This is a genomic window from Neisseria sp. HMSC070A01 (genome assembly GCF_001810165.1).
Taxonomy (GTDB): Bacteria; Pseudomonadota; Gammaproteobacteria; order Burkholderiales; family Neisseriaceae; genus Neisseria.
This window is the reverse complement of record NZ_KV800123.1, coordinates 261788-282882: the sequence shown is the minus strand read 5'-3', so window position 1 is coordinate 282882 and position 21095 is coordinate 261788. Positions and strand designations below refer to the sequence as shown.

Genomic DNA, 21095 nt, shown 5'->3' with positions numbered 1-21095 from the left:
AACGCTTGCTGCCGCTTCTTTAATCGGTATGTCCGGAATATCCGCTTCTGCTATCGGTATCTCCCGTAATATTGAAACGGCTGTACACAAATAATTCAATTATAAACGAATTAATTACAATACTTTAGAAAACGCAACTTAGGCCGTTTTTCGGCCGACAGACAAGAAAGTGAGACAAACAATGAAAACTTTAATCAAACTGGCTGCAGCCTCTTTAATCGGCATGTCCGGCCTGACCGCCGGTGCAACCAATATTGCCCACAATATGGCTGATGCCGACAAATAAAAACACACAACGCTTCCTCAATCAATACACAGAAAAGAGTCAGAATGAAAAAATTAATCAAATTGGCCGCGGCTTCTCTGATCGGCATGTCCGGTTTGACAGTGGGTGCGACCAATATCGTCAAGAATATGGCAGAAGCTGCCGATAAATAAATACGAGTAAAACAAAGCTTGTTTTGGTGATAAAAAAGGCCGTCTGAACATTCAGACGGCCTTTTTATTTGATGGCAAACCGTTTTATTTGCCAATACAGAAGCGCGAGAAAATCACGCCCAGCAAATCGTCGGCGGTGAATTCGCCGGTGATTTCGCTGCACGCGTTTTGGGCGAGGCGCAGGTGTTCGGCGAAAAGCTCGATTTGGTTGTTGTCGCAGAGGGCGGCGTTTTCCAGCTCGGCTTCGGCTTCGTGCAGGGCGTTGAGGTGGCGGCTGCGAGCGAGGAACAGGCTTTCGCTTTCGCCCTGCCAGCCGACTTCCTGCAACAGCGCGTGTTTGAGCAAGTCGAGACCCGCGCCGGTTTTGGCGGACAGGCTGATGACGGTGTCCGCACCGGTTTGCGCGAGGCCGTCTGAACGGACGGCGACGGGTTCGCCGGTCAGGTCGGCTTTGTTGTGGATTTCGATTTTTTTCAAACCTTCGGGCAGGCTGTTCAAAATGGCTTGGGTTTTGGCGTTCACGCCTTCGCGCGGGTCAATCAGAATCAGGGCGACATCGGCTTCGGAGACGGCTTTGCGGCTGCGTTCGATGCCGATTTGCTCGACCACGTCGTCGGTTTCGCGCAGGCCGGCGGTGTCGATAATGTGGACGGGCACGCCGTCGAGAGTGATTTGTTCGCGCACGGTGTCGCGGGTGGTGCCGGCGATGTCGGTTACGATGGCGATGTCGTCGCCCGCCAAGGCGTTGAGCAGGCTGGATTTGCCAACATTGGGCGCGCCGACGAGGACGACGTTCATGCCTTCGCGCAAAATCGCGCCTTGTTCCGCGCTGGCGAGGACGGTTTTCAGACGGCCTTGCAGGGCTTGGAGCTTGCCGCGCGCGTCGGCGGCTTCGAGAAAGTCGATGTCTTCTTCAGGGAAGTCCAGCGTGGCTTCAACCAGCATCCGCAAAGTAATAAGGTCGTCCACCAGCTCGTGTATGTGTTGGGAAAACGCGCCTTTGAGCGAACGCAACGCCATGCGTGCGGCGGACTTGCTGGAGGCGTCGATGAGGTCGGCGACGCTTTCGGCTTGGGCAAGGTCGAGTTTGTTGTTGAGGAAGGCGCGTTTGGTAAATTCGCCCGGCTCGGCCATGCGTGCGCCCAGTTCGAGGCAGCGCGAGAGCAACATGTCCATCACCACGGGGCCGCCGTGTCCCTGCAATTCAATCACGTCTTCACCGGTGAAGCTGGCGGGCGCGGCGAAGTAGAGCAGGATGCCGTTGTCTATCGGCTGCCCGTCGCCGCCGAGAAAGTCGGTGTAAAGCGCGGTGCGCGGTTTGGGCGTTTTGCCGCCGCTGAGGGTTTGCACCAAAGGCAGCAGGTTTTTGCCGGAAAGACGGATCACACCGACGCCGCCGCGTCCGGGTGCGGTGGCGATGGCGGCGATGGTGGGTTGGGATGCGGACATGGGAACTCGCGTATAGGTAAATTTAATGGGCGTATTATAGCAAAAGGCCGTCTGAAACTTTGGGTTTCAGACGGCCTTTAAATTGAGACGATTAAACAGCGGTGACGGTAAAGCGTTCAAACAAATGCGCTTTGTTTTCCACATCGTCGGCGATGGCGACTGCCAAATCGGTCACGCTGATGCCTGCCGGAATTTCACCGTCCATCAGCAAATCGTCTTTGCCCAAACGGTATTTGCCGGTTTTGTCTTCGCCGAATCCGCCGTCCGCGCCCAGTCGTGCCGGAGGGGAAACAAAAGACCAGTTCACGTCGCGGCGCGGCAGGAGTTCTGCCAAGAGATGGCGTGCGGCATTGGCGCCGTCGTAAATTTCTTTCGGGAAGTCGGGCGTATCGACAACTTGCAAACCGGGCGCGGCATACAGGCTGCCTGCGCCGCCGACAATCAAGAGATACGGCACTTGCGCCGCTTTTGCCGCTTCGACGATGCTGTTTGCGCCGCGCGTGAAATCCGCGCCGATGTTGGGATTGGTCCAGCCCGGGTTGAACGCGCTGACCACGGCATCAAAACCGGCCAGTTTGTCGGCAAAATCTGCTGCGTTGACATCTGCAGAGACTGCGGCAACATTTTGCGCTTGGAACACTTTGTCCGTGTTGCGGGCGAAAGCGGTTACTTCATGACCGCGGCCTGCCAATTCTTGCACGACTGCGTTGCCGACATAACCAGTTGCACCGATAACTGCGATTTTCATGTTTGACTCCTTGTGGGGATGTGATTGATTAGATGAGTGCATTGTAAGGCCGTCTGAAACGCTTGATAATCCCTGTTTTGCTGTTATGATTGTGAAGTTGAACTACATAATCAGTCGAAATGCAAGACATCAAACCCCTGCTTGTTTTCGCTACCGTCCTTGAACACGGCAGCATGAACGCCGCCGCTGCCGCGCTGGGCATGACCCCGTCGGCGGTCAGCCAGCACATCAACCGCCTCGAAACCCTGCACGGCATCAAGCTGTTAAACCGCAGCACGCGCAGCCTTGCGCCGACCGATGCCGGCCGCGCCCTGGGCGAATACTGCCGCCGCCTCGCCGCTACCTTGTCCGATACGCGTACCGTTATCGACAATCTGAAAACAGAACCCGTCGGCGAATTGCGGATTGCCCTGACTTCTACGGTCATCGAATCCCGCGCTTTTCAGACGGCGTTTTCGCGATTGCAAACCGAGTTTCCCAAAATCCGTCCTATCCTTAATTTCAGCGATACTTTGGACGATCTGCAACACAATCAGACCGACATCGCCATACGCGGCGGCGACCGCGCTTTGGACGATCCCAATCTGGTCGCGCGTCATCTTGTTACTTGGCCGTACACCATTTGCGCCGCGCCCGATTATCTCGACCGCCATCCGCCTATTACCCATCCCTCGCAGCTTCATGCCCACCGCTGGCTGCACTTCCTGCCCGTCCGCACAACCGTTACAACACGGAGGGGAAAGCTATTTTCTCGATATTGCCGACAGCATTGCCTGCACGCATTTGGCCGCTGTGCGCAGCCTGACCGAAAGCGGTTTCGGTTTGTCTTTGCAGGTGAGCGGCGAAGTGAGGGAGAAAATTGCGCAAGGCCGTCTGAAAAGCGTTTTACCCGAATGGACATTGCCGCCGGTCAGCCTTTATTTGGTAACGCCTTATCGTGTGCAGTCTGCCAAAACCGAAGCCGCCGTGCGCATTTTTACCGAGAGTTTTGCCAAGGAAGGGAATTTATGAACGCGGAAAATTGGTGTGTTTATCTGATTTTGTGCGAAAACGGCGCGTTTTATTGCGGCATCAGCAACCGTCCGCAAGAGCGGTTTGCGGCGCATTTGTCAGGAAAAGGCGCGAAATACACGCGTTTGAACAAGCCTGTCGAGATGCGCATCGTTTCAGACGGCCTGACTAAAAGTGAGGCGCTGAAACGGGAAATCGGGATTAAGAAATTGACAGCGGAGCAGAAGCGGGGCTTGTGGGCTGAAGCTGAAACCTTGGCAAAAGGCTAATGGTATTGGATTAAATCGTAGTCGGAATATGAAAAACTCTATAAACAAGTAGGCCTGCCGGTGTCTTTTGCATGGCCAAGCGGCAAATGTTTATTAACATGATTCAAAAAGGCCGTCTGAAACCTGATTGGGGTTCAGACGGCCTGGTTGGGATGGGGATGACTTTCAGGTTGACGCTATTCATGGAGAAGTCGGTAAAAAGTTGAATTTTAAAAGAAACTTTGAAAATAAGATGAGTAACTGCTTGAACAATAAAATGAAAGTTATTGCGCTTCATGACAAATGGGGTAATTTCTATCCGAGTAGAGAGGTGGTGTCAATATGTTTTTCAGTTTTTGTGACAAAATCTGATTTATACCAATATTTATTATAGTGTAGGTCGAAAGTATTAGTTTCTGTGTTAGAATTTTTGAGCTGTTTATATAAAACAGTGATTTAAATAAAATTAAGGAAAGACAGAACATGAACAAATTACTGATTGCCGTAATGATGATGGCTGGTTTGACAGCTTGTTCCCAAGAGGCTAAACAGGAGACACAAGAGACTGCTCAAGCCGTTGCATCTGAAGTGAAAAACGAAGCCGCTTCTGCTGCCGATGCGACTGCATCTGCTGCTCAAGAAGCTGCCGATAAGGTTGAAGCCGCCGCCAGCAAAGCAGAGGAAGTCACCAAACCTGAAGAAGCCGCCAAGCCCGAAGAGAAAGCCGAAGCACCTGCCGCTGAAGCCAAGCCTGCCGAATCCGCCAAAGTGGACGGCAAAGCCGTTTTTGAAGCGAACTGTAAAGCATGCCACGGCGGCTTGATTCCCGGCGCTCCGGCCGTAGGCAAAAAAGAAGACTGGGCGCCTCGCATTAAACAAGGCAAAGACACCTTGCACAAGCACGCCCTCGAAGGCTTTAATTCCATGCCTGCCAAAGGCGGCAACAGCAGCTTGAGCGACGACGAAGTGAAAGCCGCAGTTGACTACATGGCCAACGAATCTGGCGCTAAATTCTAAATCATGCCGATTGAAACGCACCTTGCCGCAAGGTGCGTTTTTTATGGGCAGGCGGATGAAAGTTGAAATAGGGCCGATAAACGGGCAAAGGCCGTCTGAAACATTTTATTTTGAAGCACAATCGGCTAAAATCAGGCGAATGATTTTATGCAGGAGCAAACCATGAGCAATCAACACGACAACGTAGATGCCGGCGAAATCGCCAAGTTCAGCCAAATCGCCGACAAATGGTGGGATAAAAACGGCGAATTCAAGCCCCTGCATGACATCAACCCCTTGCGCCTCGACTATATCGACGGCTATGCCGGATTGGCAGGCAAACGTGTGTTGGATGTAGGCTGCGGCGGCGGTATTTTGTCCGAAAGCATGGCCAAACGCGGCGCAGAACACGTGACCGGCATCGATATGGCGGAAAAATCCCTGCAAACCGCCGCTGCCCATGCGGCCAGCCAACACGTTGCCAATATCGATTACCGCTGCATCCGCGTCGAAGACCTCGCCGCCGAGCAGCCGCACAGCTTCGATGTGGTAACGTGTATGGAAATGATGGAACACGTTCCCGATCCGGCCGCCATCGTTCAAGCCTGTGCGAAACTGGTCAAACCAGACGGCATGGTGTTTTTCTCCACCATCAACCGCAATCCCAAATCTTATCTGCATCTGATAGTCGGTGCGGAATATCTGTTGAAATTCGTCCCCAAAGGCACGCACGACTGGAAAAAATTCATCACGCCGGCAGAACTCGCGCGCATGTGCCGCCAAGCCGGATTGGATACCGTCGGCAGCAAGGGCATGACCTACAATTTGTTGAGCGGCCGTTATTCCCTGTGCGACTCGACCGAAGTTAACTACATGGTGGCCTGCCGTCCGGCATAAGACTACACGGATAAAATACACGGGCTTGCCCGATATTTGAAACGGTATGTCGAAAGCAGCTCGATGCAAATATCGGTAAGGCAAATCAGGCCGTCTGAAAAGAAAGAAAAAAGGCATGTTTGATACATGCCTTTTTTGTATGTGGGTTGTACCCGTTATTCCGTCCAAGACGAATACGGATGTTTGCTCAAATACGCATTAGTGAATTTTCCGTCTGACGTGATTTCCTTGCCCAACCAAGACGGTTTGGGGAACTCGGTATCTTCAGACGGCAATTCGATTTCCGCCACAATCAAGGGCGCATTGTCGCCGAAATATTCGTCGATTTCATACACAAAGCCTTCAAATTCGGCACGATAGCGGTATTTTTCCATTTTAAACGGGCACATATCCGCCATCATCGCTTGCGCGTGAGCCAGAGGAATTTCGTATTCAAATTCGCTGCGCGTCATGTCGGAAATATAGCCTTTCAGGGTCAGCCAGGCTTGCGAACCGATAATCCGCACACGGATGGTGCGCTCTTTTTCCACGCTCAAATAGCCCTGTTGCAATACCAGCGGCTCGCCTGCCGCTTCGCGCCAACTGTCATCCGCCAGCAAAAAGCGGCGTTCAATTTCGACCGTCATGAATTCTTTCCTTATTTACCAAACAGGCCGTCTGAAGATTAAAACGGCTTGAAAACCACCATATAAAGCGCGGCCACCATCATTAAAACGGGGAGTTCGTTGAATACCCGATACCAGCGGTGCGAATACACATTGCTGCCGTTTTGGAAACGGCGCAGCAGCAGGCCGCAATAAAGCTGGTAGGCCAAGAGCAGCAGGCCGCACAATAATTTAACCGCCAGCCAGCCGTTGCCCCACCAATTGTTGACAAAGCCGATGGCCGCGCCGAATATCAGCGTTCCCCAGCCCAAAGGTGACATAAAGCGGTACAGCCGCCGCGACATATCCGTCAGCCGTACATATTCCGCGCTGCCGGGTTCCAATTGCGCCAGATTCACATAAATCCGCGGCAGATAAAACAGTCCTGCAAACCAAGAAATCACAAAAAATATGTGCAACAGCTTAAACCACAAATACATTTCAGACGGCCTCAACACCTAAAACCGTTATTTTATCCGCAATGCGGCCCAGGCCGAAACAAAATAGTCAAAACAATCCGACAGGGTGCGCCGCAACAATGTGTTGCAGGCATGATTTTACCCAAAAGCCAAATTGTAAATTCCGCAATAATATGCACATTGAGATATGCATAATGCAAAAAACTTGCTAGAATCCTATGCTATTTAACTATAAAAGCATTATGGACGGAAAACATGAAACAATTTGAAATCAGCAGCAGCGTCAGAAAAGCGCTTTGCGACTACCTGAATACGCACAATCTAAACCTCAAAGCCGCCATGGACAATGAAACAACCAATGGCGAAGTCGCGGCCATTGTTCACGCAGGATTGCCGACGATGATTCGGAAAATCTATTCTTTGGAAAAAATGAAAACCTTTTTCTGGGCGAAAAAAGATTTGATGATGGAATTTATCAATATGCGTTTGGCCGCCGGCGATAAAAAGGGCAAAAATTGATTTGAGCGATGGGCCGGGGGAGATAGGAGTTTGAAATGCGGACTTCTGTTTTCTCGAAAATTTTGTTAGGGGCAGGGCGCACTCATTGTTCCTAATAAGTTTTGATAACCGAAAGACCGTCTGAAATTCAAATGATAGGGCATGGGAACATGCCCTGTTTTTATGGGCGGCTTCCGCATTGGGAAAATATTGAGCATGGCAACCGCTGCGGCGTTCCGTGCCGGGTGGTTTTATCGGCTGAATGGTTTTATTTGTTTTGCTGAAAATATTGAATTAATTATAAAAAGGCCGTCTGAAACATTTCAGACGGCCTTTAGTGTTGAATCAGCAACCGTTCTGTTTAAAACGGCGGATTTTCAAATCAAGCTGCGTTGTCGAAACCGCTGTGGCGGAGCAGGGCATCCAGGCTTGGTTCGCGGCCGCGGAAGGCTTTGAAGGATTCTGCTGCGCTGCGCGAACCGCCGACGGCCAGCACTTCTTTCCAGAAGCGGCGGCCGGTTTCGGCCACGTCGTCGCTTTCTTCAAACGCTGCGTAAGCGTCTGCGCTCAAAACTTCCGCCCATGCGTAGCTGTAATAGCCTGCGGCGTAGCCGCCGGCGAAGATGTGGCTGAAGCTCAAGGCAAAGCGGTTGTATGCCGGCGGTTGGGTTACGGCGACTTCTTGACGCACTTTGTCCAAGATTTGCGGCCATTCTTTCAGACGGCCTTCATCTTCCTGATGGTAGATTTCCATGTCGAAGAGGGCAAATTCCATTTGACGGACGAGGAACATACCGCGTTGGAAGTTTTTGGCGGCGTGCATTTTGTCGAACAGCTCTTTCGGCAATACCGCGCCGGTTTCTTCGTGCGAGGACATTTGCGCCAATACGTCGTATTCCCAGACGAAGTTTTCCATGAATTGGCTAGGCAGCTCGACCGCGTCCCATTCGACGCCGTTGATGCCGGATACGCCCACTTCGTCAACTTGGGTCAACAAGTGGTGCAGGCCGTGGCCAGTTTCGTGGAAGAGGGTGATGATTTCATCGTGGCTCAAACGCGCTTCTTTGTCGCCTACAGGCGGGGTGAAGTTGCAGACGAGGTAGGCGGTCGGCAGTTGCAGCGTACCGTCGGCGAAACGGCGACGGCTTTTGTAGCCGTCCATCCATGCGCCGCCGCGTTTGCCTTCGCGTGCGTACAAATCCATGTAAACGCCGCCGATGGTTTGGCCGTCTTGTTTCAGCTCGAAATAGCGCACGTCTTTGTGCCAAACGGGGACGGTTTTTTCAGCCAGCTCGATGCCGTAGAGTTTTTTGATTTGGGCAAACAGGCCTGCCAAGACTTTGCTGATAGGGAAGTATTTTTTCACTTCGGCTTCGCTGAAGGCGTATTTGGCTTGGCGCAGTTTTTCGGCGGCGTAGCTCAAATCCCACGATTGCGGGTCTTCGATATTCAGGTTTTCGCACGCAAAGGCCTTGATTTCGGCAAAGTCTTTTTCGGCAAACGGTTTGGCTCGGCGGGCGAGGTCGTGCAGGAAGTTTAAAACCTGTTCGGGCGTGTCGGCCATTTTGGTTGCCAGCGACAGCTCGGCGTAGTTTTTGAAACCGAGCAGTTTGGCGGTTTTCAATGCGTTTTCGAGGGTGCGGTCGATGTTGGCCGTATTGTCGAATTTGCCGTCGTCGGACAATTCGCTGGCACGGGTAACGTAGGCGCGGTAGATTTGTTCGCGCAGTTCGCGGTTGTCGGCGTATTGGATGACGGCGAGGTAGTGCGGAATTTGCAGGCCGATTTTGTAGCCTGTTTTGCCTTCGCTTTGCGCGGCGGCGGCAAACATGGCGAGGGAGTCTTCGGGAATGCCGGCAAGCGGCGCGGCATCGTCAAAGTAAATGCCGAAAGCGTCGGTTGCGTCTTGGATGTTTTGTGCGAATTTGGCACCCAGTTGCGCGCCTTCGGTTTGCAGTTGCGCCAGTTCTGCCTGCTGTTCGGGCGGCAATTCGGCACCGCTGAGGACGAAATCGCGCAAGTCGTGGTTGAGCTTGGTTTGCTGCGCCGGGGAGAGGGTGTCGAATTCGGCAGAGTTTTTGATGATTTTAAAGCGGTTGTACAACTCGATGTCTTGACCGATTTCGGTGAAGAAGATGGTGATTTCTGGCATCAATTCGTTGTATACGGCACGCAGCTCGGGCGTGTCGACTACGGAGTTGAGATGGGAAACCACGCTCCAAATACGGCCGACGCGTTCGGTAATGTCGGTCAGTTTTTCGACAGTGTTTGCCCAGTCGGTGTGCGTTTGCGCTTTGATGGCGGCGATTTGTTCGCGCGCTTCGGCAATGGCGGTTTGCAGGGCAGGTTTGATGTCTTCGGTTTTGATTTGGTCGAAACGGGGTTCTTCGCCCAAGTGGAGCAGGACGTTGTCGCTCATATGGTTTCTCCTGAATAAGATGGATTCAGACGGCCTTGTGGCCGTCTGAAAAGAAAACGATAGGAGTTATATGGTGGCAGACAGATAGAATTAAAGTGTTTTGCCTGCCTGTCGGCCAACCTTATTCCGGACCGCGCGGATTGGCGTGCAACGGGGCGGCCAGTTCGAGGCGCATGGTGGTGCCTTCGGGGGCGTAAACCGCATTGGCAACATTGGTTTGCAAGGATTCGGCAAACGAGCCGTGATACACTTTTGCGCCTTGGTGGGTCAGGTTGGATTGTACATCGACGTACACTTCGCCGCCGATTTGTCGCCAGAGGTGGCAGAAGGTGTAGTCTTCAGACAGGTAGCGCTTGCTTTCGGGATCGACCATGCAGTCGAAGAAGCGGTAGTGCAGGCCTTTGTTTTCCGGGCTGTAGTCGCTGTCGGAGACGTAGTTCAACTCGGGATAGGCCTCTATCATTTTTTCAAATACGCTGCGCTTGATGACCATGAAGCCGGTTGGCGCGTCATGAACCTTCATAAAGCCTTCTTCATCTACTTTCAGGACGATTTCGCCGTTTTCATTTTTGTCGTTGGTGTTGACGGTGTAAGAAGTGTACATGCGCTCAAAATCGGCTTGGGTCATGCCGGCAGGAAGGCCTGCTTGGGGCCAGTTTTCGCGTTTGAGCGGATAAACGCCGGCCACAACGTCTTTATCGGCCAAGAGCAGGCGGTAGAATGAGTCGGGAGAGAAGCCGATGTCGGAGTCAATCCAGAATAAATGCGTCCATTCTTTGTTTTCCAAAAATTTGGCCACGCAGTTGTTACGCGCGCGTGTAATCAGGCTTTCTCCGCGCTGCATCATTACTTGCAGCGGCAGGCCGAGGGAGGCGTTGGTGTGGACGATGTTCAGAAGCGAGAGGGTGTAGTTGTGGAAATATTTGCCGTCATGGCTGGGGGTCATAATGACGGGGTACATTTCGGCAAGGGCTGATTCGGGCAACATGACTTTTCCTTATTGTTGATTGTGAACTTCATTATTGTAAGGGATTTGATTGTATCAATAAACAAACCGTACTATTTTGTTTGGTTGATCAGTCGGTATTGCGTGCGCAAAAATTCGTCTAAGACGGCCTGTTGTATTTCCAACCGTTTGGAAACGGGGGAGGCGAAGCGTACGATGATGTGGTACACCTTGTCATCATGCGGCACGCGGGACACGCGCGGCTGGGCGGCGGGGGTAATAAAGAGTTTTTGCGCTTGAACGTTTTCCAAATATTGTTGGATAACGGGAACATAGGCCGCGCACAACGGCTCAAGCACGTCTTTCAGACGGCCTATGATTTCGTCCGAATCCAAATGAATCGGCACGGGGATTTCCACCGTATGAATCACATAATTGCCCAAAATATTGTCGCGGCGCACGGTATGGCTCAAAAGCAGGCTGTTGGGAAACGAGAGCGTTTTGCCGGAAAGCTGGCCGATCAACGGATTAGGGCCGATTTGCATCATCAGCGTGTTCAGCATATTGATATCGACCACCCGTCCGCGCAGGCCGTTGATTTCGATGTAGTCGCCGATGGAGTATTGTTTGGTTACTGAGCGCAGGATGCTGCCGGACAAACACATAATCAGCTCTTTGGTCGCCACCACAATCGCTGCGGCCACTGCAAACATCGACAAGGCTAAAGTTTGAATCTGCGCCGCCCAAATCATCGCCAGCCCGAGCAGGATCAGCAGCATGGTTACGTTGCGGCTGAACACCAGCGAGCGGCGTTTGTTTTCAATGCTCAAATCCGGATGGCTGCGAAAATGCGCCGAGAGCAAAATGCTGCGCCCGGCAATGACGGCCATAATCATCAATACCGACATCAATGCCGATTTAATGATTTCTTCACTGACAGGCAAAGCGTTCAGCCATTCATGCATGGTGTTCCACATAATCCTGTTTCCTTTCCCTTCTTAGGCCGTCTGAAAACCCATGCGTTCAAAAATTTCTGCCGCACACGCTTCCGATACCGCAAACAAAGTCGCCACGCTGCCCAAAGCCCGTTGCGCCGCCGTACTCAAATCATCACGGCACACTTCGCCCAGCCACTCAACCGGCCGCACCAGCGACATTTTTTCATCGTCCCATTGCGGACAATGCACCGCGCCGCCCGTAATCCTGCCGACCCGATAACGGCGCAGGGCAGGCGAGTAGGTCAATACGGCATCTCCATCGGCCAACTCGTTGACAAACCGCCACATCTGAGCCGCACCCGATTGCGCCGTTCTCAACTTCACATCCGGCACAGCCGAACGGTAAATATCCGTCAGTTCCTCACGGCCAAAACCCTTGGCCGCCGCTTCGGCCAGCATAGGCCAGGCCAACGCCGCCACACCGCGTTCAAAAAATACATCATAAAGCGCACCTTGCGTGCTGCGAACCATATAAAGTCTGGCTTGTTTTCCCATTGCAGTACCTGTTTGTTTGAAGAATACATCCCTTGGTTTCAATATTACCCGTTACGGCTGAAAAATTCGATATTCAGCATAGGCGGAAAGGGTTAAATTACCCGCTGAAAATAAATGAATGATAAATAAAAGGCCGTCTGAAAAACAAAATAGGCTGATATATCAATAGATGATATATCGTAACAATATATTAATAACTGTAAATTTTTTTACGCTTGGATCAAAAAAAGATAAGATGGAATAATCAATCGAGAAAGATTGCTATTCACTGAACATTAGGAGAGAAAAATGACCTGTAAAACCCACGAACATCATGACCACGTTCACGGCGCAAACTGCGGCCACACTGCCATCAAACACGAAGGCCACGTCGATTATCTGCACGACGGCCACCTGCACCATGAACACAACGGTCATTACGACGAGCATGCCCTGAGCGTCAATGAAACCAATCCTGACGGCTGCCATCCGGTTGACACCTGCCACGGCCACGTTCACGGTGAAGGTTGCGGCCACGAAGCCGTACCGCACGGCGATCATGTCGACTACATCGTCAACGGCCGTCTGCATCACCAACACGGCGACCACTGCGACGACCACGGCCCGGTTGAAATCGTTAAATAAAACTGTTTTTCAGACGGCCTTTAATATGGGGCTTCTATAGAAAAAGGGGGTGTATTTTCACCCCCTTTGCTTCGTTTGCCCTGTATTTAAAACTGCTGCGGCTTACCGCTGCAAAATCTGTACTGAACCAATGTATTTACTGGGTGCTTGGCATTGTTTCGGCATTGTCGTTCCCCTTTGTTGTGGGCTACCTTTCCCTATTGGTCAAAAGCTTTTTGCAGTAAACTTTTCAGATAATCTCTCTATACAATAAGGCCGTCTGAGAAGGGGTAAGTTTTATTGGCAGAAAAAGCCGTTTGGGTAAAGCGGTTTGTTGTATGAACGAAGCCGTCTTTCAGACGGTTTTTTTATTTCTGTATAATGGGTAGGCCTTCAGTAAATCTTATTGATTTTATGATACAATTTCGCCTCGTTTTTATTAACGGTAGGACTTTTGCAACGTGGACTGGATGAACAATCTGTTTTTGCTCGGCGGGGCGTTATTGTTTTTAAGCGTGGTTTCGACCACTTTGTCGGCAAGGCTGGGGATGCCGCTTTTGTTAGTGTTTCTGGCGGTTGGAATGTTGGCGGGTGAGGACGGTATCGGGCGCATCGATTTTGACAATTTCGTTTTGGCCAACGTCATCAGCCAGCTTGCGTTAGCCGTCATTTTGCTTGACGGCGGGTTGCGGACCCAGCTTTCAAGTTTCCGAATTGCATTGAAGCCTTCTGCGGTATTGGCGACATGGGGCGTGTTTGCCACCGTGTTGCCTTTAGGATTGTTCGCCACGTTCTATTTGGGTTTGGATTGGAAATTCGGTGTACTGATGGCGGCGATTGTCGGCTCGACCGATGCGGGGGCCGTGTTCAGCCTGCTGCGCCACAGCGGCGTGCGCCTGAATGACAGGGTGCAGGCGACTTTGGAAATCGAATCCGGTGCGAACGATCCGATGGCGATTTTTTTAGTTACCGCCCTGATTACCATGATTACCAACCCCGAACAATCAGGTGTGTTGGCGTTTTTATGGATGCTGCTGCTCCAAATCGGCTTCGGCCTGCTGATGGGGTGGGCGGGCGGAATGGTGTTGGCGAAACTCGTACGTCGTCTGAACCTTGCGGAAGGATTGTACGCGCTGATGATTGTGTCAGGCGGCCTGTGGGTATTCGCATTTACCAATACCATAGGCGGCAGCGGTTTCTTGGCGGTTTATCTGGCGGGGATTATCGTCGGCAACCAGCATACCCGCGCAACCGAACACGTTTGGCGCGTGATGGACGGCCTGGCGTGGCTGGCGCAGGCGACTTTGTTCGTCGTACTGGGTTTGTTGGTAACGCCCAGCAGCGTTTGGGAAAAAAGCGTCGATGCCTTGGTTATCGCCGTATTCCTCATGCTGGTCGCCCGTCCGCTTGCCGTTTTCAGCGGCTTGTGGAAATTCGGATACAGTGTGCGTGAAAAAGCCTACATCAGTTGGCTTGGGTTGCGCGGCGCAGTACCGATTTCTTTGGCGATGATGCCTTTGGTCATGGGCGTGCCGAATTCTGAACTGTTGTTCAATGTCGCCTTTGCCGTCGTCGTACTTTCCCTGCTGATTCAAGGAACGACGATACCCGTCATGGCGCGTCTGCTCAAGGTCGCCATGCCGCCCAAACCCGAGCCGGAAGGAATGCACGACATTTGGCTGTCGGAACGCGAAGCCGTGGCTTTGTTTTCTTTTAAGGTAACGAAGGAATCTGAGGCGGAAGGCAAGCATCCCGATGCCGTCACCCCCATTTCGGAGTCGTTTGACTTGCGCTGTTTCGCGCTGATACGTGACGGGCGGAAAATCGAAATGCAGAATGATACGGTTTTGAGGGAAGGCGATACGGCTTGGTATATCCTGCCTGACAGCCAAGTGGACAAAATGGCGAAATACTTTAGTGAAACCGGGCAGAATGTGCGCGAAAATTTTGATTTCTTCGGCGAATTTGCCGTCGACCCGTATGTCAATACCGGCGATTTGGCAGCGGCGTACGGGTTGAAGCTGGAAGACGGCGAAGCCGGTATGAGCCTGCTCGAATGGTTTCAATCCAGAGGAGGCAGCGCGCAGCCCGTCGAGGGCGACCGCATTGTCGTTGACGGGTTTTCATTGACGGTTAAAGAAACCGATCAGAACGGTGTCGTGAAGAGTATGGGGTTGAAAGTACCACGTCGGGAAAGCTAGGCTATGTCGTGATTTCTACACAAAAAACCAAACGACGACAGATTTTTTGTATATTGGTGCTTGCAACATTTATTGCAGTGATGGTATAGCCTTATGTTTGGGCACAATATTTTGATTTAGGAATGAATACGCCGGATAGAATTTATTAAAACTACAGGGTATTTATTTTATGGCAATACTTTCATTCTAGAAAAATCATAAAGGAAAATAGCTTTTGTAATGAAATTGAAAAAGGCCGTCTGAACGTATGGTTTCAGACGGCCTCTAGCGTCACCAATTCACACGAACTGCCCTGCTGCCGAGCAATGTTTCCAGTTCTTCAAACAAAGCGGTGCTTGGCGTTACCATCCATTTGGGCGCAATTTTCAATTTGCCCGACGCTTTGCCGTTGCTGTACGACAGTTGCAGCGGGATGTGCGCCGTATCGGGCAGGCGGTGGGCGGTGAGGATGGCGGCGAGGCGTGCGATGTCGTGGCCGGGGGCAAGGGCGAGGCTGAGGCTGCGGGCGTAGCGTTCGCGCGCCATTTGCAGGGTCATGACTTGGTTTGCCATGATGCGCAGCCCGTCACTGCCACCGTAGTCGTCTCGGCTGACTTTGGATTCGATAATCAGCACTTGGTCGGACTTGAGGTAGTCGGCGCAGTTTTCCAGCGTCTGGCCGCTGACCATGATTTCAACCTGCCCGCTCAAATCTTCGAGGCTGACGAAGGCGATTTTGCCGCGCTTGCCCATCATGGTGCGTACGGCGGTCACGAATCCGGCGAGGCGCACGCTGTCTTGCGGTTTCAGACGGCCTAATTTGGTCGGGGCGATTTGGCGGACTTCCTGGGCATACGGGCCGAACGGGTGGCCGGACAGGTAAAAGCCGATGACGGTTTTCTCTTCGGCGAGTTTTTCCGATTCGCTCCACATGGGCGCGTCGATGAGCTGCACCGGTTCGATGGCGTCTTCCATCATGTCGAAGAGCCCGCCCTGATTGGCGTTGGCGGCTTTTTGGTCGGCGTTGTTCATGGCGAGGTCGATGTTTGCCAAGAGCATGGCGCGGTTGGGTTCGATGCTGTCGAACGCGCCGCCGCGTATCAGGGCTTCGAGGGTGCGGCGGTTCATGTGTTCTTTGCCGACGCGCTCGCAGAAGTCCAACAGGCCGGTAAATTTTCCGCCGCTTTGCCGCGCGGCGATGATGGATTCGACGGCGGCTTCGCCCGTGCCTTTAATCGCGCCGAGTGCGTAGCGGATTTTCATGTTCGGATACGGCGTGAAGCGGTAGTCGGATTCGTTGATGTCGGGCGGCAGGAACTCGATGCCGTTGGCGCGGCAGTCGTCGTAGAAATGCTTGAGCTGGTCGGTGTTGTCCAATTCAGACGACATGGTCGCCGCCATAAATTCGGCGGGGTAATGGGCTTTGAGCCATGCGGTCTGGTAGGAAATCAGGGCGTAGGCAGCGGCGTGGGATTTGTTGAAACCGTAGCCGGCGAATTTTTCCATGTAGTTGAAGATTTCGTCGGATTTTTCGCGCGAAATGCCTTGTTTTGCCGCGCCTTCAGCGAAGATTTCGCGGTGTTTCACCATTTCTTCGGGCTTTTTCTTACCCATGGCGCGGCGCAGCAGGTCCGCGCCGCCGAGCGAGTAGCCGCCGATAATCTGCGCCGCCTGCATCACTTGTTCCTGATACACCATAATCCCGTAGGTCGGCGCGAGGATGCCTTCGAGCAGCGGGTGGATGTATTGGAATTCCTGCCCCTTCATACGTGCGACGAAGTCAGGAATATTGTCCATCGGGCCGGGGCGGTAGAGCGATACGAAGGCGATGAGTTCTTCAAACTTGGTGGTATGCGCCGTTTTCAGCATTTTTTTCATGCCGGTCGACTCGAACTGGAACACGGCGGTGGTGTTCGCGTCGCGGAAGATTTGGTAGGCGGCTTGGTCGTCAAGCGGAATCTTGCCAACATCGACGATATCGCCGGTGGTGGTTTTGATGTTGTTCTGCGCCATTTCGATAATGGTCAGGTTGCGCAGACCCAAAAAGTCGAATTTCACCAAACCCACGTCTTCCACGTCGCCCTTGTCGTACATGGATACGGGCGAGGCGGATTCGTCCGCCTGATACACGGGGCTGTAATCGGAAATCTTGCCCGGCGCAATCAACACGCCGCCTGCGTGCATACCCAAACCGCGCGTCAAATCTTCCAGCTTTTTCGCCAGCGTAATCAGTTCGTCCGCTTCTTCTGCTTCGATCAATTCCTGAATCTGTGGCTCGGCCTCCATGGCTTTTTCCAAACTCAGGGGTTTGTTGGCTTCCAACGGAATCAGCTTGGACAGTTTGTCGCACAGCATAAACGGCAGTTCCAGCACGCGTCCGACGTCGCGAATCACTGCTTTGGACGACATCGTGCCGAAGGTAACAATCTGGCTCACCGCATCTGCACCGTATTTCTCGCGCACATATTCAATCACGCGGCCGCGGTTTGCCTGACAGAAGTCCACGTCAAAGTCGGGCATGGAGACGCGTTCGGGGTTTAAGAAACGTTCGAACAGCAGCGCGTATTTGAGCGGATCGAGGTCGGTAATCTTCAGCGAATACGCCACCAGTGAACCCGCGCCCGAACCGCGTCCCGGCCCGACCGGACAGCCGTGCGTTTTCGCCCAGTTGATAAAGTCTTGTACGATAAGGAAATAGCCGGGGAATTTCATCTGGATGATGATGTTCAACTCAAAATCCAGCCGTTCCTGATATTCCGGCATTTTCGCCGCCCGTTCCGCCTCGTTGGGATAAAGCTGAACCATGCGTTCCTGCAAACCCTCGTTGGACAACTTCACCAGATAATCGTCGAGCGACAGGCCGTCCGGGGTAGGGAAGAGCGGCAGGAAGTTTTTGCCCAATGTGATGTGCAGATTACAGCGTTTGGCGATTTCCACCGTGTTTTCCAAGGCTTCGGGCAAATCGGCGAAACGTTCGGTCATGGTTTCCGGCGGAATGAAAAACTGGCTCGGCGTGAAATCGCGCGGACGTTTCTTGTCCGTCAGTACCCAGCCGCCCGCGATGCACACCCGCGCCTCGTGTGCGTTGAAATCGTCACGGCTCATAAACTGCGTCGGATGCGTCGCCACCACCGGCAAACCCAATTCTTCCGCCAGCTTCACGCTGCCCGAAACGCAAGCCTCCCATTCGGGACGTTCGGGCAGGCGTTGCAGCTCTAAATAAAACGCATCGGGAAACCACGCCGCATACTTCAACGCCGCCGCACGCGCCGCGTCTTCATTGCCGTTCAAGAAATTCACGCCCACTTCGCCGTAATGCGCGCCGCTCAAACAAATCAAGCCGCTGTTGTTGCCGTTTTCCAGCCATTCGGGATTGAGTTCCGCATGATGGATATTGCGGTCTTTGCCGACATAAGCCGCCGTCAAAAGCTCGCTCAAGCGCAGATAGCCCGCATCGTTGCGGATAATCAGCATGGCGCGAAACGGCTTGTCGGGCGCATTCGGATTGCCTATCCACACATCCGCCGCGCCGACGGGCTTAATCCCCGCGCCGCGGCAGGCTTTATAGAATTTCACCAAACCGAATTCGTTCATCAAATCGCTGATGCCCAAAGCAGGCAAACCGTATTCCTGCGCTTTGGCAATCAGTTTTTTAATCCGCACCATACCGTCGGTAATCGAAAACTCGGTATGTAGGCGCAGGGGGATGTAGGTCGGCTCGGTCATGGCAAAATCGGAGAAAAAAGAAAAGCTGTATTGTAGCAGGGTTGGCAAAGGCCGTCTGAAACACTCATTTCAGACGGCCTTTTATTTATTCACATTATTTCAATTTCGCTTTGAAGAATTGCTCGAATTTATCAAACGGAATTTTATTCGTGCTGTTGTCGTATAAATCCGTGTGTGTTGCACCTGGTACGATGTATAGCTCTTTATCTTTGCTACCTAATGCTTTGTAAGCATCTTCACCGAAGTAACGGCTGTGAGCAATTTCACCGTGAACCACTAAAGCAGGCGCTTTCAATTCTGCCGCATATTTCAAAATTGGCATATTAATCAGCGGTAACATACCCGTTACAGTCCAAGACGCATCAGGGTTTGAGTTTACGCTACGAGGGTGGTAGCCGCGTTCGGTACGGTAGAAGTTGGCGTACTCTTTAACGAATTTAGGGGTTTCCGCCGTGAAATCTTTTTTCGGATCAAGGTTGTTGGGTGGTAACAAGTCAGCATAACCGTTTTTTGATGTTTCCCAACGTGCGTTGCTCATATCCAATTTCATTTTATAACGTGCATCAGCACTTTGCGCAGGTGCGCGGTCGTATGAACCATCGGCATTCGCTTGCATTTTGATTTCATAGCCGTTTGCTGTAACACGGGTCATATCGTACATCGTGCTGACTGCTACCGCTTTGATGCGAGGGTCTGATACCGCTGCGTTCAAAGCAAATCCGCCCCAGCCGCATACGCCTAAAATCCCGATTTCATCACGATTAACATTATCTAAAGAGCCTAAAAAATCTACCGCTGCTGAGAAGTCTTCAGTGTTGATTTCAGGTGATGGTACATTGCGTGGTGTACCTGAACTTTCGCCAGTGTATGAGCCGTCAAAGGCAATAGTAACGAAACCACGTTCAGCTAACGTTTGGGCATAAAGACCAGATGTTTGCTCTTTTACCGCACCCAATGGACCGCTTACTGCGATTGCCGGTAATTTGCCTGTCGCGCCTTGTTGGTACATATAAATCACCAACCAAAGTCAAACCATAGCGGTTTTTAAAGGTCACTTTACGGTGTTCCACTTTGTCAGATTGTGGGAAAATTTTGTCCCATTCTTGTGTTAATTGGATAGTTTGAGCCGGTACTTCAATGGCTGTGGCGTTTTGTGGTAATGCGCCCATGGCGTTTCCTCCTAATAATGTTGAACCTAAAACTGCTACAAGTGCGGTTGTTTTGAAAAATGTTTTTTTACTCATGTGTTCTCCTTTAATTTGAGAGTGATTGTTTCGTTGATGTGGGCATTATAGGAATTGAACTATTTTCAGTAAATTTATAAAATACAAATTTATAATTTCTAAAAATGGAATAATTAACTGTATGAAAAATCGCTTTGAAAGCCTAAAAATTTTTTGCTCGCTGGCGGAAACCTTACAATTTAAAGAAACCGCCAATCGCTTAGCTGTTTCACCACCCGTGATTACACGAATCATTGCTGAATTGGAAGATTATTTAGGCGAGCCGCTTTTTCAACGTAATACTAGACAGGTTAGGCTGACCGATTTTGGTGAGCAATTTTTACCTGAGGCGCAAGCTTTATTGGCACAAAGCGAACGCTTATTTATATCCAGAAAACAACGTCAAGAAAATGACATGACAGGTTTGGTACGCATTACTGTGCCGAGCTGGCGAATTAATGATAGTGTTCTGTCGCAATTACTGACCGCACTTTCGCCTTATCCTGAGCTGATTATTGATTGGCGTGACGATATGAGCAAACTTGATACCGTAACGCACCGTGTTGACATCGGTCTGCGCATTGGTTTACAACCAGATGAAAATTTTATTGTTAAAAAAATCACGGACATTGGCGATATATTAGTTGCCTCACCGGAGCTCATAGCACAACTAGGCAAACCTACTTCATTAGATGATTTGGCAGAACGCTATCCTTTTGCCGGACAAATCAACCTCAGCACAGGGAGAGCATGGCATTTCCCGATTAACAGTGAGCAAGTCTTGCCCCCCCGCCGTATTAATTTTTTAAGTACAGATGTATACAGCTATTTACAGGCTGTATTGCAAGGAAAATCAGCAGGAATGTTGAGTGATTTCTTGTGTGAGCCTTATCTAAAATCAGGACAGCTTGTTCGTTTATTTCCTGAAGTGGAGATTCAAAAATGGCAACTGTTTTTATACCGCCCATACGAAACTGTTACACCACCAAGGGTATTGAAAGTCTTTGAAATACTGGAAGGAATTTTGAAAAAGGAATTTGAGAGATAGCCAAGCGTGAGGATTTTGCAAAGCTCTTGGGTTTATCAGAATGAATAAAACAGGAGGAGGATTTTCTTTCAGACGGCCATGTTAAAATATCGCCATCATTAAAAAGGAT

Annotated in this window: 18 protein-coding genes and 1 pseudogene; 8 read left to right on the top strand and 11 right to left on the bottom strand. The window is 51.4% G+C overall.

Annotated features, from left to right (window positions below):
- Positions 1–522 precede the first annotated feature (522 nt).
- Both mnmE and HMPREF2711_RS06855 read right to left on the bottom strand, forming a co-directional pair.
- Entirely contained in the window at positions 523–1887 is a 1365-nt protein-coding gene (gene mnmE / locus HMPREF2711_RS06860) for a tRNA uridine-5-carboxymethylaminomethyl(34) synthesis GTPase MnmE (protein ID WP_003749070.1), read from the bottom strand.
- A 91-nt stretch (positions 1888–1978) separates the two neighbouring features.
- A complete protein-coding gene (locus HMPREF2711_RS06855) occupies positions 1979–2635 on the bottom strand; it encodes an NAD(P)-dependent oxidoreductase (RefSeq protein WP_003749068.1) in 657 nt (218 codons plus the stop codon).
- A 119-nt stretch (positions 2636–2754) separates the two neighbouring features.
- Between HMPREF2711_RS06855 and HMPREF2711_RS06850 the strand changes: the two are divergent.
- The 4 genes and pseudogenes from HMPREF2711_RS06850 (at position 2755) to ubiG (ending at position 5787) form a co-directional block, all read left to right on the top strand.
- Positions 2755–3646 (top strand): annotated as a pseudogene (locus tag HMPREF2711_RS06850) (LysR family transcriptional regulator).
- Positions 3643–3915 carry a GIY-YIG nuclease family protein gene (locus HMPREF2711_RS06845; RefSeq protein WP_003749065.1) on the top strand — a complete coding sequence of 91 codons (273 nt, stop codon included), beginning with the start codon at positions 3643–3645 and terminating at the stop codon, positions 3913–3915. Before HMPREF2711_RS06850 ends, HMPREF2711_RS06845 begins: the two are co-directional and overlap by 4 nt.
- A 462-nt stretch (positions 3916–4377) precedes the next feature.
- Entirely contained in the window at positions 4378–4911 is a 534-nt protein-coding gene (locus HMPREF2711_RS06840; RefSeq protein WP_003749061.1) for a c-type cytochrome, read from the top strand.
- Between the two features lie 162 nt (positions 4912–5073).
- Positions 5074–5787: a bifunctional 2-polyprenyl-6-hydroxyphenol methylase/3-demethylubiquinol 3-O-methyltransferase UbiG gene (ubiG, locus tag HMPREF2711_RS06835; protein WP_003749057.1), complete on the top strand. Its 714-nt coding sequence runs from the start codon at positions 5074–5076 to the stop codon at positions 5785–5787.
- A 155-nt stretch (positions 5788–5942) separates the two neighbouring features.
- Here ubiG and HMPREF2711_RS06830 read toward each other — a convergent pair whose 3' ends face one another.
- Both HMPREF2711_RS06830 and HMPREF2711_RS06825 read right to left on the bottom strand, forming a co-directional pair.
- Positions 5943–6413, bottom strand: a complete 471-nt coding sequence (locus HMPREF2711_RS06830) for a CYTH domain-containing protein (protein ID WP_070615879.1) — start codon at positions 6411–6413, stop codon at positions 5943–5945.
- A gap of 38 nt (positions 6414–6451) precedes the next feature.
- Complete coding sequence (locus HMPREF2711_RS06825; protein ID WP_036492713.1) at positions 6452–6871, bottom strand: CopD family protein; 420 nt, start codon at positions 6869–6871, stop codon at positions 6452–6454.
- Positions 6872–7105: 234 nt separating this feature from the next.
- Between HMPREF2711_RS06825 and HMPREF2711_RS06820 the strand changes: the two genes are divergently transcribed.
- Positions 7106–7369: a hypothetical protein gene (locus tag HMPREF2711_RS06820; protein WP_003749052.1), complete on the top strand. Its 264-nt coding sequence runs from the start codon at positions 7106–7108 to the stop codon at positions 7367–7369.
- Positions 7370–7730: 361 nt separating this feature from the next.
- Here HMPREF2711_RS06820 and HMPREF2711_RS06815 read toward each other — a convergent pair whose 3' ends face one another.
- The 4 genes from HMPREF2711_RS06815 to HMPREF2711_RS06800 all read right to left on the bottom strand — a co-directional run bounded on the left by HMPREF2711_RS06815 (position 7731) and on the right by HMPREF2711_RS06800 (position 12206).
- Positions 7731–9767, bottom strand: a complete 2037-nt coding sequence (locus HMPREF2711_RS06815) for a M3 family metallopeptidase (protein ID WP_003749050.1) — start codon at positions 9765–9767, stop codon at positions 7731–7733.
- A 121-nt stretch (positions 9768–9888) separates the two neighbouring features.
- Positions 9889–10755: a trafficking protein particle complex subunit gene (locus tag HMPREF2711_RS06810; protein ID WP_070615877.1), complete on the bottom strand. Its 867-nt coding sequence runs from the start codon at positions 10753–10755 to the stop codon at positions 9889–9891.
- 71 nt (positions 10756–10826) lie between these two features.
- A complete protein-coding gene (locus HMPREF2711_RS06805) occupies positions 10827–11690 on the bottom strand; it encodes a mechanosensitive ion channel family protein (RefSeq protein ID WP_070615875.1) in 864 nt (287 codons plus the stop codon).
- 21 nt (positions 11691–11711) lie between these two features.
- Positions 11712–12206, bottom strand: coding sequence for a restriction endonuclease (locus tag HMPREF2711_RS06800; RefSeq protein WP_070615872.1), 495 nt, complete (start codon positions 12204–12206; stop codon positions 11712–11714).
- Positions 12207–12494: 288 nt separating this feature from the next.
- Between HMPREF2711_RS06800 and HMPREF2711_RS06795 the strand changes: the two genes are divergently transcribed.
- Both HMPREF2711_RS06795 and HMPREF2711_RS06790 read left to right on the top strand, forming a co-directional pair.
- Positions 12495–12830 (top strand): hypothetical protein, encoded by a 336-nt coding sequence (locus HMPREF2711_RS06795; RefSeq protein ID WP_003684489.1) that lies wholly within the window; start codon positions 12495–12497, stop codon positions 12828–12830.
- Positions 12831–13270: 440 nt separating this feature from the next.
- The gene (locus HMPREF2711_RS06790; RefSeq protein WP_070615871.1) at positions 13271–15010 is read left to right on the top strand and encodes a potassium/proton antiporter; all 1740 of its coding nucleotides are present in this window, start codon (positions 13271–13273) and stop codon (positions 15008–15010) included.
- Positions 15011–15280: 270 nt separating this feature from the next.
- Here HMPREF2711_RS06790 and dnaE read toward each other — a convergent pair whose 3' ends face one another.
- The 3 genes from dnaE to HMPREF2711_RS11295 form a co-directional block, all read right to left on the bottom strand.
- Positions 15281–18715, bottom strand: a complete 3435-nt coding sequence (gene dnaE / locus HMPREF2711_RS06785; RefSeq protein WP_070615894.1) for a DNA polymerase III subunit alpha — start codon at positions 18713–18715, stop codon at positions 15281–15283.
- 94 nt (positions 18716–18809) lie between these two features.
- A complete protein-coding gene (locus HMPREF2711_RS06780) occupies positions 18810–19724 on the bottom strand; it encodes an alpha/beta hydrolase (protein ID WP_283118233.1) in 915 nt (304 codons plus the stop codon).
- On the bottom strand, positions 19618–19959 hold the full coding sequence (locus tag HMPREF2711_RS11295; protein ID WP_283118232.1) for a hypothetical protein: 342 nt from the start codon (positions 19957–19959) through the stop codon (positions 19618–19620). Before HMPREF2711_RS11295 ends, HMPREF2711_RS06780 begins: the two co-directional genes overlap by 107 nt.
- 121 nt (positions 19960–20080) lie before the next feature.
- Here HMPREF2711_RS11295 and HMPREF2711_RS06775 point away from each other — a divergent pair, with 121 nt between their 5' ends.
- Positions 20081–20986, top strand: a complete 906-nt coding sequence (locus HMPREF2711_RS06775) for a LysR family transcriptional regulator (RefSeq protein WP_003749036.1) — start codon at positions 20081–20083, stop codon at positions 20984–20986.
- Positions 20987–21095: the final 109 nt, after the last annotated feature.